A 17765-nucleotide genomic window follows, 5' to 3' on the forward strand; every position below is an offset into this window, starting at 1 on the left:
TGGTAGAGGTAGGCATTTTTTGTGGTTCGTATATAAATGTTTGAGTGTACCCCGGCCTGTGCAACATATGAGCTGGCTAAAATTCTGTAAAAATCTCCTTCCTGAATAGTTGCTACAGGAGTTGCCCATCGTTTAGATAAATATCCGTATTGTTTTCAGTAGCCACGATAATTCCACCTTCCATATTGGCGGAGCTGGTGGAAATACTTTTTACCATTGCAAATTCGTTTCCGAGACGCTCAACAGGTACAGATTGGTCCATGATAAGGTCTGACCCGTCTGCGGATGTTGTGGTAGCATAAAAGCCGTTTGAGTTACCATTGGTGACTGATACGGGTTTGTCTGCCACGATTTTTGTGCCTATAAAACCTTCCCGGTTGGCAACGATATTACCAAGACCTGCAAGGATGTAGGATTTTCCTTTATTCAGGATAATTGTGGTCGTTAATGGTGGATTGGGATAATTGATAAACTGTATATTCGGGTCGTAGCCAGAAATGGTTACCGTTGTATTGTCTTCAGTTGCCATTATTCCGGTTGTGAAATTACTGCTGCTTGAGCTGACGGTAATAGGTGTAGCTGCAGCATAAAACTTTTTTCCGATTCCGGCCTTGCCTTTAGAGGTAACGATTTCTCCATGAGATGTATTGTATATTCTTAGGGAAACAAAATAAGGCCTGCTTCCTTGGGTATATACTCCCAGACTGCTCGGAACAGCCGCGCTTGCGCTGGTAATGGTCCGGATATATTGAGCTGGCAGAGAAAAAACCTGAGGGTTGTTTTTACTGATGGTTACATTTCCGATTACAGTATTATTACTGTAAATATTTATCTGGAAAGGCGTCGTGGAATCTGTAGAGAAATACAAGCCATGAGTGTATGCAGTGGCTGATGTGGATGAGCTGTCATAATAAGGGGCAAACCAATGCTCTGTATCTCGTTGTGCAGAGAGTTCACTGATTGTAAATAAAAAGAAAAGTAAACTTAGTAGAAAATTTTTCATATGTATGGGAATTAATTATGGATTAAAACAAAAATAATAGAATATTTAATATATTTTTATATTTTTTTTAATTATTATTACGATAAATAAAAAAAACCACGATTATTAAATCGTGGTTGATAAAAATATGTGAATTTTATTATTCTCTGTTTTTCACCAGAATCCAACCGGTATATTTTATTGGAGTCTTTTCTTTATTAGGTTCATTCCAGCTGATGTGGTACCAGTAAGTCCCGGTTAAAATTTTCTTATCATAATGTTTACCATCCCATTGGTAATTATTGAATTTATCTCCCGTGAAAATTTTATTGCCATATCTGTCATAGATGACGAAAACAAGATTTTCTTTGTATGATAATTCTCTGTAGTCGATATAATCATTTACATTATCACCATTTGGTGTTATTGCATTAATTAAATTTGGAACTGTTATCTCCACGGAGATCGGAGTACAGTTGTAGGCATCTTTTACATAGAATGTATGCTGGCCTCTGGTAAGGTTGGTGAAGACATTAGAATCCTGCCAGTTGGTTGTTCCGTCTACAGCATACTGGTAAGGGGCTTTTCCTCCACTTACAATTACAGTTGCCGTATTGTTTGAAATTTGTATTTCGGTGATTACAGGATCCAACGCTTTTTTCACACTTACCATTTGTTTTACGAAACAGCCGTTATCCTGGAGGATTACCCAGTAATCGCCTACAGGAACCCCATTGATAGATTGTGTGGTATCTCCGGTGCTCCATTGGTAAGACTGGTAACCTGGTCCTGCATCAATATTCGTTCTTCCGTCGATACAGATATACTGATCAACCAATAAAGGAGATCGTTTTGGAGGAATGACAGTAAGGATAATTTTAGCGATTGCATAACATCCGTTTGAATTGAACACCCTTACGTATACAGCTCCATTGCCGGAAATATAAGCTGTAGCATTGACCACAATCTCATTGGTTCCGTTGCTTGCATCCGTAAATGTAGGATAGTATTTTTTAGTTACAGGATCTTCATCTGTGACATCAGCAGTCGTTAAATCAAACTTGGCACTGGTTTCATTATTTTCTATAAAGCATTCACTTAATGAGGCTTCTTTTACTACCGGAGTAGGGAAGAAATCCAAAGTGATTTTTGCATTTCCTGAACATCCTTCAGGGGTTGTTACTTTTACATAAACAAATCCTGCTGCAGAAAAATAATTGGTAGGATTGTTAATCTCATTCGTACCTGCATTAAGATCTGCCAGCGTAGGATAATATTTTCGTGTAGTAGGGCTATAACTTGTTACATTCGCGGTAGTCAGGTCAAAAAATCCTTTTCCACTATACTGACATGCAAATACTGTTCTGTCTGTTAAAGTAAACGGAACAACAGTCAGGTTTAAAGTCACTTTTTCACAGTCAACAAACTCAGGTGCATTACCACAGAACTGATAAACAATAGTATCAGAGCCTAAATATCCTGTAACAGGAGTATAAGTAATTGTACCATTTGTAGGGTTAACTACTGCTGTGCCATGAGCTCCTTGGGTAATGATGGTTACTGTACTTGGAACAACAGCCTGTGTAGAACTTGTAAATGTAGGAGTAATCAGAGTAGATGCACAAATATTTAAAGATTTTACAGTTTCAGTTAAACAGGAAAATACTTTATAAATTGGTGTAATCACTGGCGGGCAGGTACCCATAGTTACCTTTACAGTATAGTTACCTGCGGTTAGCGGAGCATATGTATTCGCTGTAGCTCCCGGAATAGCAACACCGTTCAGGAACCACTGATAAGTTTCAAAGCTGTCATCCACTTCCAGGATAATTCCCGGAGCACATTCTCCTGTTTTTTTAGCAATTACGGGCACTGAAGAGAATCCGGCAAAATAACCTCCGTATCCTGCTGTACTATATCCTCCGTTTACCCCTGCTGTTACTGCTTTTGTAGAAGTGATCGTAAGGTTTCCGGTAATTCCCGGGATTGCATACGTTACCCACTGGGTATTCCCGGTAAGCGGATAGGGTCCCTGAGCAGCTGTAGGAGGATTTCCATTTACCAATACGGTAGCACCTGCTTCAGTTAAAATATTTAATTTTAAGTTGATCGTACCTGTGTAGGTAGGCATCTCATTGATTTTCCCGATCTCATCAATTTTTCTCGGTAAGAAACAGTTCAATGGCGGAATATAGTTGTACCCTCCGGTGTTCGTAGCATTTGAGCCTACTAGCTGATACAGGTATACATTTTTATTGGTGCTTACATAAATATTATAATGGCCACTACCAGCTGTTTGCTGAATATAGCTGTTGTCTAATATCCTGTAATATTGTCCTTCATTAATGGTAGCAATCGGAGTGCTGGATCCATTCAGGTAGATTTCAGTATTATTTTCAGTGGCAATGATGATTCCTCCTTCCATATCGTAAGAATTGGTAACAGGAGATAAACTTCTTACCATTGCAAATTCCTTTCCGAGACGCTCTGTTGGTACAGACTGGTCTAAAATAAGATCGGAACCCGAGCTTGTATTTCCGGTTGCGTACATTCCGTTTGAATTACCATTGGTAACAGAAACCGGTTTGTCAGCAACAATTTTTGCACCGATAAATCCGGCTTGATTTGCTGTAATATTGCCGGTACCGGCAAGGATGTAAGATTCTCCTTTATTCAAAACAAGACTGATAGACGCCGGCGGCGTTGGGTGATTAATAAACTGTACAGCAGGATTATATCCGGAAATAGTAACCGTTGTGTTGTCTTCAGTAGCAAGAATCCCCGTGGTAAAATTCATTGAACTTGAATTGTACGTAATAGGTGCAGCGGCAGAATAGAATGTTTTCCCTATACCTGCCTTACCTTTAGAAGTAACAATTTCTCCGTGAGATCCGGAATATATTCTTAAAGATACATAATAGGGTTTGTCTCCTTTGGTATAGAGCCCTAATGTCTTTACTGTAGCGGCATCTGCTGTGGTCTGGGTATTAATAAAGGAAGCATTAACGGCAAACGTTTGAGGATTTCCTTTACTAATCGTTACAGTTCCGATGACACCATTATTGTTGTAAACTTTTACTTCAAAAGGAGTTAAGGAATCTGTTGACAAATACAGCGCATGGGTATAATTGGAAAATAATGAGCTGTCAAAATACGGCGCAATCCAATGCTCTGTATCTCTTTGGGCAAAGAGTGTATTAATCGTCAAAAAAACTAATACTAAACTAAGTAGAAATCTTTTCATAAAGTTGGAAATTAGGATTTCTACAAATTTAAAATAAAATTTGAAATATTATTAATAATTTGGAAATAAAAACAAAAAATTATTCTCGATTCTTTATTAAAATCCATCCGGAATATGAAACTGCTAATTTGCTGTCCGGCTCGGTCCATCTGATAATATACCAATATGTTCCGGTAGAAAGAGGCCTGCTTCCGGATTTCCCGTCCCAGGTATACGTCTGGTCTTTTGATTTATAAACCGGAGCTCCATACCGGTCTGCAATTTCAATGCTTACATCTTGTTTGATCCTTAAATCGGAATAATTTAATACATCATTAATGCCGTCTCCGTTTGGTGTAATGGCATTTACGAGATTTAAAACAAGAAACTCTTTCACTACAGGCTGACAGCCATCTGTACCTAAAACAAATATTGTATGAATTCCTCTTTCTAGTCCTGTGAATACGTTGGAAGATTGATAATCTATACCATTCAGGGAATATTGATAAGGAGAGGTTCCCCCTGAAACGAAAACTGTGGCGTTCGCCCCGGAAACTTCTATACGGGTAATCGTTGGAGTCTGGGCGCTGTAAATAGTGTATTGTTGTTGTAAATCTCAACCGGAAATGATGTCATCTGATCTGTGGATAAATTGAGATAACCTTCAAGGCCGGTTGTATTGGCTCTGGCTGCCATCGGAGCAAACCAATGGTCTGTATCCAGCTGGGCATTCATTAATAAACAAAGAAAGGTACAGAAAGAAAGTAGAAGTTTTTTCATGGTTTATTATAAGGGCAGCAAATGTAAGTATTAATAATCAATTTTTAACATATATAAATTCATGATGAATTTTAGATGTTAAATATTTAAAATAAAATTAATATATTCTTAATAATTGTTGAATGGCTTATAATAAAAAAATCCCGGTGAAAATTTTTTCACCGGGATTGATATTTTTAAATCTGAGAGAGATTATAAACTTACTCTTACAAATCCTGTTACCTTAAGATCTCCGTTTACTGATTTTACATAGTCAGCAACTGAAATACTTCCGTCTTTAATGAAAGATTGGTGCACCAAAGTGTTGTCTTTGTAGAATCTTTGCATTTTACCTTTAAGGATGTTTTCGATAATGTTTTCAGGCTTACCTTCTTTAGTAAGAAGTTCTCTTTCAATTTCCAATTCTTTATCGATCGTCGATTGAGAAACAGCAGTTTCATCAAGAGCTATTGGGTTCATTGCAGCAACCTGCATAGAAACAGCTTTAGCAGCTTCATCACCTCCGTCTACTTTAGAAGAAAGCGCAGTGATAGCAGCGATTTTGTTTCCAGCGTGGATATAAGCTCCTAAGAAAGGACCTTCGATTCTTTCGAATGCACCGATCTCGATTTTTTCACCAATAACACCTGTTTGCTCAATTAATTTCTCAGCAACAGTGATCCCGTGGAAATCTGTAGCTAAAAGCTCTTCTTTAGTTGCAGCAAAGATAGCCATCTCAGCCAATTCATAGGCAAGCTCGATGAAGGCTTCATTCTTAGCAACGAAGTCAGTTTCACAGTTTAGAGAGATGATAGCACCTAAAGTGTTATCTTCATTTACTCTAGCAATTACTGCTCCTTCAGTAGACTCTCTGTCAGCTCTGTTAGCAGCAACTTTTTGTCCTTTTTTTCTAAGGATATCTATCGCTTTTTCGAAATCTCCTTCAGCTTCAACTAAAGCTTTTTTGCAGTCCATCATACCTGCACCTGTTTGGTTTCTCAATTTTGCTACGTCTGCAGCAGCTGGTGTATAAGACATAATATCTATTATTTTTTTATTGTAAGATTAGTATTAATTTTTAGCTTAATTTTAAAGCAGTGCAAAGATAATGATTTTAATGATAAACTAAAAAATGACTTTTCACGTTATTTACTTATTTAATAATTTTTTAAATGTTTAGTTAATGAAAAAAATATTCCTCCTCATACTTTTATGCATTTTTACCCTTGGTTTTTCTCAAAAAAAGAAGAAAGCCAAATCCAAAACTATCGTAGAAAAGGAAACCCTGATTATCTACACAGAGCAGGATGCAGAAAGTACAAAGGAAGCAAGAGTGATTGCCGGTTTTCTGAAACAGAATCCGAATCATGCAAAAACCGATTATTTCAAGAGAAAGCTGATCGAAATTATCATGGCAGATAACTCTCCTGAAGCGAAACCTACCATTACAACACTAAGTAAAGATAAAGTTGAAAGAATAGTAAAAAATAATGAGCTGAATAATTCTAAAACGCTGGCTTCCAATACAGGATCTTCTACTCCGGAAAGAAAAGTGAATTATGCCAGTGTAGCAAGCATAGGAAGCGACAGTAAAAAATCTGAATCCGGTGAAAAAAATAAAAAGACCGCAGCAATGCTGACCCACCTTTTTAATAATGATCCGTTGGATAAAGAAGCTTATATTAATATTAAAAACAGATCCAAGTGTAATTTAATCGTAAAAATAAGCGGAAAAAAATACTACAATCTTGATGTCCCGGCCAATGGTCAAAACTTTTTACTGGTAGATAAGGGAGAATATGTTCTGACGACCATGGTTTGTGATGCCAAATATTCATCCCTGAAAAGGATCAGTAAGGATATTGAAATTGAACTGAATCTGAGAGATGATGAGTAGAATTAAATAAAAGCAAATAAAAAAAAGAAAGGTTAAGAAAATTTTCTTAACCTTTCTTTTTTTTATTTTATCCTTTAAACTGGCCCATTGCAATGAATTTATCCTGTCTCTGGGTTTCAAGTTCTTGTCCTGTGAATTTAGAGAATGCCTTGATATTCTGTAAAATAGAACTTTTAAGATTTAAAAATGCTGTTTCCGGATCATAATGAGCACCTCCAAGTGGTTCTTCAATAATTCCGTCGATGAATTTTTCTCTTAAAGCATCTTTCGGGGTCAGGTTCAGTGCATTGGCTGCATCTTCTTTATGATCCCAGTTTCTCCATAAAATAGAAGAACAGCTTTCCGGTGCGATTACCGTATACCAGGTGTTTTCAAGCATATATACTTTGTTTCCTACGCCTATTCCCAAAGCACCACCACTGGCTCCTTCGCCAATGATATAAGTGAAAATAGGGGTTTTAAGCTGCACCATTTCAAAAATATTTCTTGCAATAGCTTCTCCCTGCCCTCTTTCCTCAGCTTCCAATCCGGGATATGCTCCCGGTGTATCTACTAAAGTTACAATCGGAATATGGAATTTTTCAGCAAGTTTCATCAATCGTAGAGCTTTTCTGTATCCTTCAGGATTCGGCATTCCGAATCTTCTGTACTGTCTTTCCTTAGTGGTTCTCCCTTTCTGGGTTCCGATAACCATTACTTTCTGACCATCCAATGTCATCAGGCCACCGATCATTGCAGGATCATCAGCAAAATTTCTATCACCGTGAAGTTCTAGAAAGCTGCCTTTATCGGCAATACCGCTAATATAATCTAATGTATAGGGACGATCCGGATGACGAGACAGTTGTACTCTCTGCCAGGGACTAAGGTTGCCATAGATTTCTTTTTTCTTTTCTATGATCTTATCCTCAATTTGGCTGCATGCTAATTTTACATCAACACCACTTTCTTCTCCTACTAAAGAACATGTTTGGTATTGATCCATTAATTCTTTTATAGGAAGTTCGAAACTTAAATATTCCATTTCTTGAAGTAAATTAAATCTTTCAAATTTATGAAAAATTATGAAACTCTATTTAAAATTATTGATTGCCCTGTTTATTCTGGAGATACTCTCTTCTTTTCCAATGAGTTCCAGGATATCAGGCACGTCCGGACCTTTTAGTTCTCCTACTAAAGATAAACGTAACGGCATCATTACTTTACCCATTCCCAGGCCTTTGTTTTCTGCAAAATCATGAACTTCCTGTTTTAAAGTTTCCGCATCGAAGTTTTCAATTCCGTTTAATGTTGTTGCAAGTTCACTTAAAATTGCAGAAGTTTCATCATTCCATGCTTTTTTTGAAGCTTTCTCCTCATAAGAAACAGGTGCTTCAAAGAAAAACGTTCCGCTTTCATAAATGTCTTTCGGAAAAGTTGCTCTTTCTTTCATCAGATGAATGATCTTCAGTAATTTTTCATCTGAAATTCCGGATAAATTAAGCTCCGTATTTTTTAAAATATGCAGAAGTTCCCCATCAGATTTCAGCTGAATATATTGATGATTAAACCATTCTGATTTTTCTTTACTGAATCTTGCTCCGGCCTTATGTACTTTATTTAAATCAAATTCTTTTGCCATTTCATCCAAAGATAAAACTTCTTTATCGTGAGAAGGAGACCAGCCCAAAAGGGCAACCATATTGATGAACGCTTCCGGAAGATAACCGTTTTCCCTGTAACCTTTGGAAATATTTCCTGTTGCAGGATCTTTAAAATCTAATGGGAACACCGGAAATCCGAATTTGTCACCGTCTCTTTTGCTTAGTTTTCCTGAAAGGCCTTTCTTTAAAAACTGTTTTACAGAAGCAGTTAATGAATTGTCATTATCATTTTCAGTCAACATCGATTTAAATCTTGGGCTTTTTACCTCTGAAAAGAATGATTTGATAATCGGTGCAGATTCATCAAAAGTAAATTCATTGTTTTTCATCACAAATTCTTCTGTAAAAGATTTTGTGATGCTGTCTATATTATCTTTGTTAATTAATGTTGATACATCAGGTTTCAGAATTAAAGAAAGGTGGGCAAATTCCGGAGCTTTCCAGCCCATTGCTTCATACAGTAAAGTATGCAGCCCTAAAGACGGTAACCATTCTTCGCCACGGATAACATGGGTAATTTCCATCTCATGATCATCAATGATGTTGGCAAAATGGTAAGTTGGCATTCCGTCATTTTTTACCAGAACTTTATCATCCAGCGTATTGGTATTTACAGATGATTTCCCTCGGATAATATCTTCAAGATTCAATGTTCTGTCAACAGGCATTTTAAATCTTACCACATACGGTGTCTTTTCATTCAGTAATTTCTGAACTTCTTCTTCAGAAAGGGCAATGCTGTTCTTTAAACGGTTTCTCGTAATGTTATCATAAGAGAAAACATCTCCTTTAGCTTCAAACTCAGCGCGGATGGCATCTAATTCTTCTGGAGTGTCAAAAGCAAGATAAGCATAATCTGTTTTTAAGATCTGCTCTGTATAACGGTCATAAATATCTCTTCTTTCAGATTGTCTGTAAGGAGCAAATTTTCCTCCCTTTTTAGGGCTTTCATCGGGAATGATCCCACACCATTCTAAAGCTTCTTCAATATAATCTTCAGCACCTTCCACATATCTGGCTGTATCTGTATCTTCAATTCTCAATACAAATTCACCACCCTGATTTTTAGCAAAAAGATAATCATATAATGCGGTTCTTACACCTCCCAAATGCAAAGGCCCTGTAGGACTTGGAGCAAAACGGACTCTTACTTTCTCCATTTCAATTAAAATTTTGCTGCAAATTTACTTAAAAATTATGTGTTTAAAGTTCTTTGCCAGATGAATCTCATGGTAAACCAAAAGTATGGGAGTAAATCATATCCAAAACAACTTTATCCCTAACAATATGAAGTTAGAAAAGGTTTTTGATCCATATTTTTATTTTTTTTGTCAAAGAAAGATCAAGATGCAATTTTTTCTGAAGATGTTTTTTTGAAAATGAAAGGATAAACTCATCGATGTTTCTGGATGGGAAAAAAGACAGTTCTTTCCATAGGTTTCCATATATCGGGTGGAAATTTTTAAATTCAGAATAATTATTTGCATTCAGTTCTTTCCACAAATCAAGAAACCGGGAAGTATCAAAATCATTTTTATGCCCCCAGTTATTAATTTTTTCTATAATTTCATCCTCGCTCCGTGCCCAGGATTGATGGACCAAATAATAATCTAAAGAGAGGGTACGGCCTTTATTGGTTAGCCTTGCATATTCATATTTCGGATAATTGGTTATCAGCATACATTTTTCCTCAAAAGGAGTGATGACAAAAAAACCTTCTTCATTCTGCTTAAACAGGGTGACAAAATTGACCTGAAAATTTATAGGGTTATTTTTTGCTTTTTTTAACAGGAAACTGTTTTTTCTTAAAAATTGAGCCAATTTTCTGAAATCATAAGCATATTCATCTCCGTCTATCTGTATATGCCAGCCATCTGCTCCTAATTGTTCGGCCATCATGTTTCTTTGCCTGGTCTCAAGTTCCATAGGCTGCATTCCGGGAATATAGAATGAGTCTTTATAAAATGTAATTTTATGATCCGTATCAATCTTTTTAATATCTGAAAAAAAACTTTCAGGGATAAAGATATCATTTCCGGCCCATGTTTTATGATCGGCATCATAGCTTATCATAATATGATCGACATCATGATATATCTGATTGACAGATGTGAAGATATATGAATAATCGTAAGATAAAAGATAACCGGCTTTAATAATATTTCTTTTTCCCATAAGATTGTAATAAATTATTTATAATTTTGAATAAAGCCCGTTTATAATACCTTTAACATATGCCTTTGCTAAAGCGAAATCTCCTTTTTTAAATGCTTTCCGGGCCAGCTTCCATCGTTCTTTTTTTACATATTTAAGGTTTCCGTTATACAATCTGCAAAGCCATAAACGGTTTCGGGTCATATAATACTCATAAAAGCTTCCCTTCTCACTGTAGGTATTAAATGCCGTAAGACTTGTATTTACAGCTAATTTCCAACGGGTTTTCCTTAAAACTCTTAAGCACCATTCGGATTCTTCATAGTACATGAAAAACTTTTCATTCATCAGCCCTATCTCATCCAGAAGTTCTTTTCTGAACATAAAAACACTGCCATCCACATAGTCTAACTGGTAATTATAGTGGCTGATATGAACATCAGACCTGTTTAAATTGAAATGGGTATGAGCTCCCAGGAACCCTTTTTCCGGGTACAGCAGCCCGCCATCTGAATATATTTTATGATGATCATTTCTATAACAGATCCTTGGACCAATAGCAGCAATGTCCTGATGCTCCTGCAGGTCATTATACAATGTTTTAATGGTAGAGATATCAATATCAATATCCGGGTTCAAAAGCAGGAAAAAATTCTTCCCGTCCTGTATGGCTTTTCTAATAGCCAAATTATTACCATATGCGTACCCCCCGTTTTTTTCACTGATGATATAATTGATATTTTTTTGAGCTCCGAATTCAGCAATTTTATTTTTGTCCAGTGAATTATTATCCACCACATAGATAGATTTTTCATCACAGTTTTCTTTCAAAAGAGCATTTACCTCTCTGGAAGTGTCGTCAAAAGAGTTGTAATTTAAAATAATTATTGCTAAATCCTTCATTGCAGTATTTTGAAAATTTCGTCTCTTTGTGCTTCAATAGAGAATGGATAGATCGCTTTTTCAGAGTTGCTGTGTAACGTATTCCAGGTTGTTTCGTTGGTACAGATTTCAATAATATGGTCTGCAAATTTCTGATAATCGTCGTTGTCTGAAATCAAAGCGGTTACCCCGTTTTCTAAAAACATTCCTTCCGCACCGATAGTAGTGGTTAAAACAGGAAGCGTATATTCTAAAGCCTGTCCGATCTTACCTTTTACTCCTGCACCAAATCTTAGTGGTGATACGGATGCAAAGCATTTTTCATAATAAGGGATAATATTTTCTACAAAACCTGCAACCTCAAATTTTTCAGAATTCATTTTCACGATAGTTTCCGGAGCTTCCGAACCTATGATGGTTATTTTTAAATCCGGCAAAATCTTCCATACCAGAGGCATAATCTGGTGATACAATATTTCTACCGCATCTACATTGGGATCGTGTAAAAAGGTACCGATAAAAAATATTCCGTTTCGTTTTTCAAAAGGTGGCATATCTTCAGGTTTTACCTTTAAATTATGAACGTTGCTTACCGTAAATAGCTTGGACTCATCTACAAAAGCCTTCATAAACTCTTTTTCTTTGTCGCTGATTACAGCAATTTTATCTGCTTTCTTGCACAATTCAGTTTCTATATACTTATAATGAACCAGTTCTTTAGCTCTTACTTTGTCGTATTTGATTTCAAGACCCCTTTCCATTCTCAGGTAATGGATGTCAACCATATCATAAATGATTTTTACCTGTGGTGCTTTTTCCCTGAAAAAATCCAGGTAGTATTCAAAAAGCTCAGGCCTGTGGCACCATACAAAATCAAGCTTGGGAAGTAAGGTATTGATGAAATGTTTTTTACCTTTCATGATACCATATTTGCCTATAAATGGGGTATAGACAATTACATTATGATCATTCAGGTTTTTAATATATTTTTTAGATTCTACTTTTGGGATTGCTTTTCTCCAATCCATAAGGTACACATTGTAATGCCTGGCCAGAAACTTGGCAATTTCTGTGATCCGGTTTGAGGCAGAGTCTTTATCAAATGTAGGGATCTGGCTGTCTACAATCAGTATATTTTTTTTACTTTCATCAGGAATAATGGTTTTTTCTGATAAAGGATAATGATTTTTTAAATATATATAATTTTTTATTTTTCTTTTGATACCCATAATTTTATAATTTGAATATTTTTTCTGTAAAACTCTTTACCGTATATTTATTGAGAATGTCCTGGGGAATTTCTGAATATTCCAGCTCAAGAAATCTCTTAATCTCATCAGGCTCCAAATGATCACTGTCTACAACCAACATATTATTTGGATGGTAAAAATCATAATCCTTAACGGCAGCGTTTGTGGTAATCAGTTTCTTTCTATATCCCAGACTTTCAAAAGTCCTGAACGAAAGCCCGCTTTGGTCCTTTCGCTGAATATCCATCATGGCTTTAGAGCACGAAATAATCTTCTTCGTTTCACTAAGGGACAGGTATTCCGTAATTGAATGTAAATAGGGGTATACCAATTTTTCAAACCAGAATAATACAAAATAAATTCTGAATTCCGCTTCGGATAATATTTTTGATACTCTATCAATCTCATCGATTCTGGAATCATAGGATGAAACATTGAAAATATCATATTGTATTGGCTGAGGTTCTATAGTCTGGTCATAGATGAAATTAGAAGTTTCAATGAAATGATACTGCCTGATGTCTTCTTTTTCATAAGAATATACTTCATCAAAAAAATGAATTATTTCAATCTGCCGCGGATATTTTTTACAGCTGTCATAATAATATGCGATAAAGGAATCCGTATTTTTTTTTAATTCTGATAATAATGAATCTTCCAGTAAGTCGGGGCGGATGATGAAAATAATATCCTGTTTTTCTTTAATCTGCTGTAAAATCTGCCGGCTGAAATATTTTTTCTTGATATTGTGGCCAAATAACTTCGTAACTCCATTCCAGATTTTCACCCCTACATTCGGATACTTGTATTTTATAGTGTCTGTCTTAATGTCGGTGACAGTTATATTCCCGCCTGATTGCAGTTCCTGAACGACAAAATCAATATAACCATATGCGAAAGGGTAAATTAATGTAATCTTCTTTGACGTCATTTTTTAAATATTTCTGTCAGCTTTTCTTCAAATGCAATTTCTTCATTTAAAACCACTTTTTTATAAGGTACAAACTGAGGAATATGCGCAGGGTAATTTTCTAAAACCTCTTTTATTTTTGCAATGATTTCGGGAATTCTACCTTCACTGAAATTAAATTTATATTCGTCCGGAATCATCAGGTCTTGGTAATAAGCCGAAGATCCGTTTTTCCCTGAAACAATACAGCAATCCTGCGAAACAGATTCTCTGAGCATTTTATCCCGACCGGGATTTTCACCGAAGTCAACATACAATAAAGATTTGGCCATTAAATCTTTGATCTGACCGGCATTCATATTCTGTATAGGAACCCATTCAAGTTCCGGGGAGTTTTTAATTAACTGTGAGATCTCCTTTTTTCCTTTTCTGGGATTGTACAGGATTTTTTTATTGGTCAGGTCTTTCGTGATGGTTCCTTTGTTTTCTAAAAAACTGGGATTGATATAGTCACACACAAAATCTATCTGACTTTCAGGAATGCCATGGTCTTTGATGTACAGTGAGGAACGATAAGATTGTGCCCACTGGAAGACATTCGGTAATGGCTCAAAATAATATTCTTTATCTTTTTGTTGATAGAACAGTTTTGTGAATATATTCTGCTTCCGGATTCTGTAATCCATTAGGATTTTATAAAAATCAACACTCAGCCACCAGATTACTTTCTGGCTTTCAGGATATTGCTTTACTAAAAAAGTCATAGATTCCGGAACAATTAAAATGTTTTCGGCCTTGTCCTCTACACGATCTGTTTCATCAGTCAGATATACACTATAGTTTTCAGGTTTTGCACTTTTTCTTTTGGGAATGTAATGCATAAATACATTTTTTATACCCAGACGATGGAGCTTATCTGATAATTGATGCAGAGCTTCCGGACCGCCGGTAACACTGTTTGGAGGACAAAATATGATGATTTTAGATTGTTCTGTATAAGTAATCATGTACAAGTATAGGGAAATAATTCAAAAACGAATATAAGTAATTTTTTAAGATAGCTTAAAAACCACATTTACCCAGTGATCCAGAGTATATTTGTTATAGATGTCTTCAGGGATGTCTTCATAAGGCAGTTCAAAAAAAGATATGTCAAGATTACTGCAAGTCTTGTTTAAAACCAAAATATTATGTGCATTATAAAAATCATAACTTTTAATAGCTTCATTATCAGTGATGATTTTTTTTTCCAAAGACATGGCTTCAAAAACCCTGAAGCTTAAACCATATTGTCCTTCACGCATCAGGTCGAGCAACGCTTTTGAATTTTGATAGTATTTGGGCAGATCCTTATGTCCGATTTTTTTCATGCTGAAGATAATCGATAAATTCTCAGGAACCTTAATCAGGATGTTCTTTAGCTGATGTTTCCATGATTTCTTCCCAATAATCATAATCTGGAACTTAAGATCTAATGCCATTAACCTTTTGGCAAGCAATTTTATAAACGAAACCCTCTTATTGTCATAGGAAGTAATATAAAACAAATCCATTGTAGGATTTTGCTCCTTATTGGAAACATGGGGAAGATAAATATAGTTGGTCAGTTTTTCAAAACCATATTTCTCGATATCACCGATATCAAAGGAAAAGATTTTATCGAAAAGATAAAGCTTGTCATGTACGGGAAATCTTTCCAGGTTATCATAAAGGTAGGTAATAAGCCGGCCGGTGTATGTTTTTATCTTTTTTATGGTAGAAATATCAAAAACGTCGGGACTTAAAACAAGAATCTGATCCTGGTATCCCAGTTGTTCAAGAGAATCTAATACAAATTTTTGTCGCTTCTCGGTTTTTAGATTTTTATTTAAAAACGTTTTGCTTAAAGCATTGGTTGCCCTTTCTGTGAAATTGGAATGCGAAACCGATGCAATTTCAATATGATGGGCATCAATACCTTTACTGCATAATGTATCTACAATATACTTATCATATCCCCAAAAATCGAAACTAATTACACAAATCTTCATTCAATTAAATTTGCTCCTTTTTTAATGATTCATAAGTCTCATATACACTTAAAGACTGTAAATAGGAAAGTTGATACCCCTCTTTCCCGTCTGCTATACCTAACCGCAAAATGTATGCCTTAAAGAATTTGAATGCTGTTTTGGAGTATTGGGTTATCCTGCTGAATTTTTTCCCCTTCAAAGCAAGCTCCTGTCCTTTTAAAACACCATAATGAATCATTTTTTGTTTATAAGACTCATAACTGGAAACGGAATAATGAAACAATTTATTTTTCAGAATTCCGATGGATCCGTTTACTTCCAGTGTTTCATGAACTTTTTTTCCGGAAATATATCTTGCTTTGGATTTTCTGAACAGCCTGAAGTTTTTATCGGACTGCGTCCCGGAATAGTTGATCGGCTTATTCGCGAAAAAGAATTTTCTATAAAAGTAATAAGCATCTTTTTGTTGAGATACCGGTTTATTCAGCTCATCGATAATTTCCTTTCTCAGAAGTGGTGTGATTCGCTCATCGCCGTCAAGAAATAATACCCAGTCATTATTCGCAGCATCCAAAGCCAGATTCCGTTGTTTTGTAAAATCTTCAAACTTATGCTGAATCACTTTCACATTAGGATAGGTGTTGGCAATTTCAACAGTATGGTCTGTGCTGAATGAATCTATTACAATAATCTCATCACAAAAATCAAAACACCCGAGTACTTCCCGAATGTTTTGTTCTTCGTTATACGTTATGATTAAGCCACTTACTTTTTCAGTGAGTTCAGGCATATTTACTTTTTGAAATCTAAAATAGTTTTCTCTATAATTCTTACACAATCAAGCAATTGCTCTTCTGTAATTACCAAAGGTGGTGCAAGCCTGATAATATTCCCATGGGTAGGCTTGGCAAGCAATCCGTTTTCTTTTAATTGCAGACACAGATTCCATGCTGTAGAGCTCTCCGGTGTATCATTAATTAAAATTGCATTTAATAAACCCTTTCCCCTTACTTTTGTAATAAGGTCGGATTTTTCAATTATTTTTTCAATTTCTGTTCTGAAAAGTTTTCCCAGCTCTTCTGCTCTTTCAGATAATTGTTCTTCTGCAACTACATCCAGTGCAGCAATGGCAACTGCACAGGCAACCGGGTTTCCACCAAATGTAGAGCCATGTTGTCCTGGTTTGATAACACCCATAATGTTATCATTTGCTAAAACAGCTGATACAGGATACATTCCACCGGAAAGGGCTTTCCCTAAAATTAAAATATCCGGTTGTACATCTTCATGATGACATGCGATCAGCTTACCGGTTCTTGCAATGCCGGTCTGTACTTCATCAGCAATAAAAAGAACATTGTGTTTTTTACACAATTCCGAAGCGTTTTTCAGGAAACCGTCATTAGGAACATACACTCCTGCTTCTCCCTGGATGGGTTCAACCAGAAATGCAGCTATATTACCTGCTTCTCTGTTTAAAACCTCTTCTAAAGCCGAAATATCGTTGTAAGGAATTTTAATAAACCCGGGAGTGAAAGGCCCGTAATTTTGATTGGCATCAGGATCATTGGAGAAAGAAACAATCGTAGTTGTTCTCCCATGGAAATTATTTTCACAAACAATGATCTTTGCTGCATTTTCAGAGATGCCTTTTATTTCGTAGCTCCATTTTCTGGCTAATTTTACGGCTGTTTCCACTGCTTCGGCACCGGAATTCATAGGTAAAACTTTATCAAAGCCGAACAGAGTAGTGATTTTCTGTTCGTATTCTCCCAAATTAGAGTTGTAAAAAGCTCTTGATGTCAAAGCCAGTTTTTGAGCTTGATTTACTAAAGCTTCAACAATTTTAGGATGAGAATGGCCTTGGTTAACTGCAGAATAAGCAGATAGAAAATCATAATATTTCTTGCCTTCAACATCCCATACGAAAACGCCTTCTCCACGGTCTAAAACTACCGGAAGAGGGTGATAATTATGCGCTCCGTGTTTGTCTTCAAGGTCAATAAAATACTGTGAGTTTTTTGCTGTTTCTACTGTTGACATATATTTTTGG

The 17765-nt window shown here is 35.9% G+C and carries 16 protein-coding genes; 1 reads left to right on the forward strand and 15 read right to left on the reverse strand.

Translation table 11 applies throughout. From position 1 onward, the window contains the following. Window positions 1-112: 112 nt before the first annotated feature. The 5 genes from PMI13_RS21325 to tsf form a co-directional block, all read right to left on the reverse strand. Window positions 113-1003 carry an IgGFc-binding protein gene (locus tag PMI13_RS21325; protein ID WP_007843293.1) on the reverse strand — a complete coding sequence of 297 codons (891 nt, stop codon included), beginning with the start codon at window positions 1001-1003 and terminating at the stop codon, window positions 113-115. A 139-nt stretch (window positions 1004-1142) separates the two neighbouring features. Continuing rightward, window positions 1143-4226 carry a T9SS C-terminal target domain-containing protein gene (locus tag PMI13_RS10050; protein ID WP_007843294.1) on the reverse strand — a complete coding sequence of 1028 codons (3084 nt, stop codon included), beginning with the start codon at window positions 4224-4226 and terminating at the stop codon, window positions 1143-1145. Window positions 4227-4305: 79 nt separating this feature from the next. After that, window positions 4306-4602, reverse strand: coding sequence for a T9SS type B sorting domain-containing protein (locus PMI13_RS21145; RefSeq protein WP_007843296.1), 297 nt, complete (start codon window positions 4600-4602; stop codon window positions 4306-4308). Between the two features lie 161 nt (window positions 4603-4763). Beyond that, entirely contained in the window at window positions 4764-4985 is a 222-nt protein-coding gene (locus tag PMI13_RS10060) for a hypothetical protein (protein ID WP_007843298.1), read from the reverse strand. 192 nt (window positions 4986-5177) lie between these two features. Next, window positions 5178-6002, reverse strand: a complete 825-nt coding sequence (gene tsf, locus PMI13_RS10065) for a translation elongation factor Ts (protein ID WP_007843300.1) — start codon at window positions 6000-6002, stop codon at window positions 5178-5180. A gap of 145 nt (window positions 6003-6147) precedes the next feature. Between tsf and PMI13_RS10070 the strand changes: the two genes are divergently transcribed. Then, window positions 6148-6861, forward strand: coding sequence for a DUF6759 domain-containing protein (locus PMI13_RS10070; RefSeq protein WP_007843301.1), 714 nt, complete (start codon window positions 6148-6150; stop codon window positions 6859-6861). A gap of 67 nt (window positions 6862-6928) precedes the next feature. Here PMI13_RS10070 and PMI13_RS10075 read toward each other — a convergent pair whose 3' ends face one another. From PMI13_RS10075 to rocD, 10 genes are all read right to left on the reverse strand, one after another. Continuing rightward, entirely contained in the window at window positions 6929-7885 is a 957-nt protein-coding gene (locus tag PMI13_RS10075) for an acetyl-CoA carboxylase carboxyltransferase subunit alpha (RefSeq protein ID WP_007843307.1), read from the reverse strand. Window positions 7886-7933: 48 nt separating this feature from the next. Further along, complete coding sequence (gltX, locus tag PMI13_RS21550) at window positions 7934-9664, reverse strand: glutamate--tRNA ligase (RefSeq protein WP_007843308.1); 1731 nt, start codon at window positions 9662-9664, stop codon at window positions 7934-7936. Window positions 9665-9797: 133 nt separating this feature from the next. Further along, the gene (locus PMI13_RS10085; protein ID WP_007843309.1) at window positions 9798-10679 is read right to left on the reverse strand and encodes a hypothetical protein; all 882 of its coding nucleotides are present in this window, start codon (window positions 10677-10679) and stop codon (window positions 9798-9800) included. Between the two features lie 18 nt (window positions 10680-10697). Next, window positions 10698-11561 carry a glycosyltransferase gene (locus PMI13_RS10090; protein WP_007843311.1) on the reverse strand — a complete coding sequence of 288 codons (864 nt, stop codon included), beginning with the start codon at window positions 11559-11561 and terminating at the stop codon, window positions 10698-10700. Beyond that, on the reverse strand, window positions 11558-12769 hold the full coding sequence (locus tag PMI13_RS10095; protein WP_007843314.1) for a glycosyltransferase: 1212 nt from the start codon (window positions 12767-12769) through the stop codon (window positions 11558-11560). The genes PMI13_RS10090 and PMI13_RS10095 overlap by 4 nt, the downstream gene beginning before the upstream one ends. Window positions 12770-12773: 4 nt before the next feature. Next, window positions 12774-13721 carry a hypothetical protein gene (locus PMI13_RS10100; RefSeq protein WP_007843316.1) on the reverse strand — a complete coding sequence of 316 codons (948 nt, stop codon included), beginning with the start codon at window positions 13719-13721 and terminating at the stop codon, window positions 12774-12776. Continuing rightward, window positions 13718-14707, reverse strand: coding sequence for a hypothetical protein (locus PMI13_RS10105; protein ID WP_007843317.1), 990 nt, complete (start codon window positions 14705-14707; stop codon window positions 13718-13720). The genes PMI13_RS10100 and PMI13_RS10105 overlap by 4 nt, the downstream gene beginning before the upstream one ends. Window positions 14708-14752: 45 nt before the next feature. Next, window positions 14753-15730, reverse strand: coding sequence for a CgeB family protein (locus PMI13_RS10110; protein ID WP_007843319.1), 978 nt, complete (start codon window positions 15728-15730; stop codon window positions 14753-14755). 4 nt (window positions 15731-15734) lie between these two features. Next, window positions 15735-16502 carry a glycosyltransferase family 2 protein gene (locus tag PMI13_RS10115; protein ID WP_007843320.1) on the reverse strand — a complete coding sequence of 256 codons (768 nt, stop codon included), beginning with the start codon at window positions 16500-16502 and terminating at the stop codon, window positions 15735-15737. A gap of 2 nt (window positions 16503-16504) precedes the next feature. After that, on the reverse strand, window positions 16505-17755 hold the full coding sequence (gene rocD / locus PMI13_RS10120; RefSeq protein WP_007843321.1) for an ornithine--oxo-acid transaminase: 1251 nt from the start codon (window positions 17753-17755) through the stop codon (window positions 16505-16507). Window positions 17756-17765: the final 10 nt, after the last annotated feature.

Origin of the sequence: Chryseobacterium populi, from assembly GCF_000282115.1 — a bacterium.
Taxonomy (GTDB): Bacteria; Bacteroidota; Bacteroidia; order Flavobacteriales; family Weeksellaceae; genus Chryseobacterium; species Chryseobacterium populi.

What these genes read in the sequence shown, in the direction of transcription:
- PMI13_RS21325 (WP_007843293.1), bottom strand. Translation starts at nt 1,003, where the DNA reads ATGAAAAATTTTCTACTAAGTTTACTTTTCTTTTTATTTACAATCAGT.
- PMI13_RS10050 (WP_007843294.1), bottom strand. Translation starts at nt 4,226, where the DNA reads ATGAAAAGATTTCTACTTAGTTTAGTATTAGTTTTTTTGACGATTAAT.
- PMI13_RS10060 (WP_007843298.1), bottom strand. Translation starts at nt 4,985, where the DNA reads ATGAAAAAACTTCTACTTTCTTTCTGTACCTTTCTTTGTTTATTAATG.
- tsf (WP_007843300.1), bottom strand. Translation starts at nt 6,002, where the DNA reads ATGTCTTATACACCAGCTGCTGCAGACGTAGCAAAATTGAGAAACCAA.
- PMI13_RS10070 (WP_007843301.1), top strand. Translation starts at nt 6,148, where the DNA reads ATGAAAAAAATATTCCTCCTCATACTTTTATGCATTTTTACCCTTGGT.
- PMI13_RS10075 (WP_007843307.1), bottom strand. Translation starts at nt 7,885, where the DNA reads ATGGAATATTTAAGTTTCGAACTTCCTATAAAAGAATTAATGGATCAA.
- gltX (WP_007843308.1), bottom strand. Translation starts at nt 9,664, where the DNA reads ATGGAGAAAGTAAGAGTCCGTTTTGCTCCAAGTCCTACAGGGCCTTTG.
- PMI13_RS10085 (WP_007843309.1), bottom strand. Translation starts at nt 10,679, where the DNA reads ATGGGAAAAAGAAATATTATTAAAGCCGGTTATCTTTTATCTTACGAT.
- PMI13_RS10090 (WP_007843311.1), bottom strand. Translation starts at nt 11,561, where the DNA reads ATGAAGGATTTAGCAATAATTATTTTAAATTACAACTCTTTTGACGAC.
- PMI13_RS10095 (WP_007843314.1), bottom strand. Translation starts at nt 12,769, where the DNA reads ATGGGTATCAAAAGAAAAATAAAAAATTATATATATTTAAAAAATCAT.
- PMI13_RS10100 (WP_007843316.1), bottom strand. Translation starts at nt 13,721, where the DNA reads ATGACGTCAAAGAAGATTACATTAATTTACCCTTTCGCATATGGTTAT.
- PMI13_RS10105 (WP_007843317.1), bottom strand. Translation starts at nt 14,707, where the DNA reads ATGATTACTTATACAGAACAATCTAAAATCATCATATTTTGTCCTCCA.
- PMI13_RS10110 (WP_007843319.1), bottom strand. Translation starts at nt 15,730, where the DNA reads ATGAAGATTTGTGTAATTAGTTTCGATTTTTGGGGATATGATAAGTAT.
- PMI13_RS10115 (WP_007843320.1), bottom strand. Translation starts at nt 16,502, where the DNA reads ATGCCTGAACTCACTGAAAAAGTAAGTGGCTTAATCATAACGTATAAC.
- rocD (WP_007843321.1), bottom strand. Translation starts at nt 17,755, where the DNA reads ATGTCAACAGTAGAAACAGCAAAAAACTCACAGTATTTTATTGACCTT.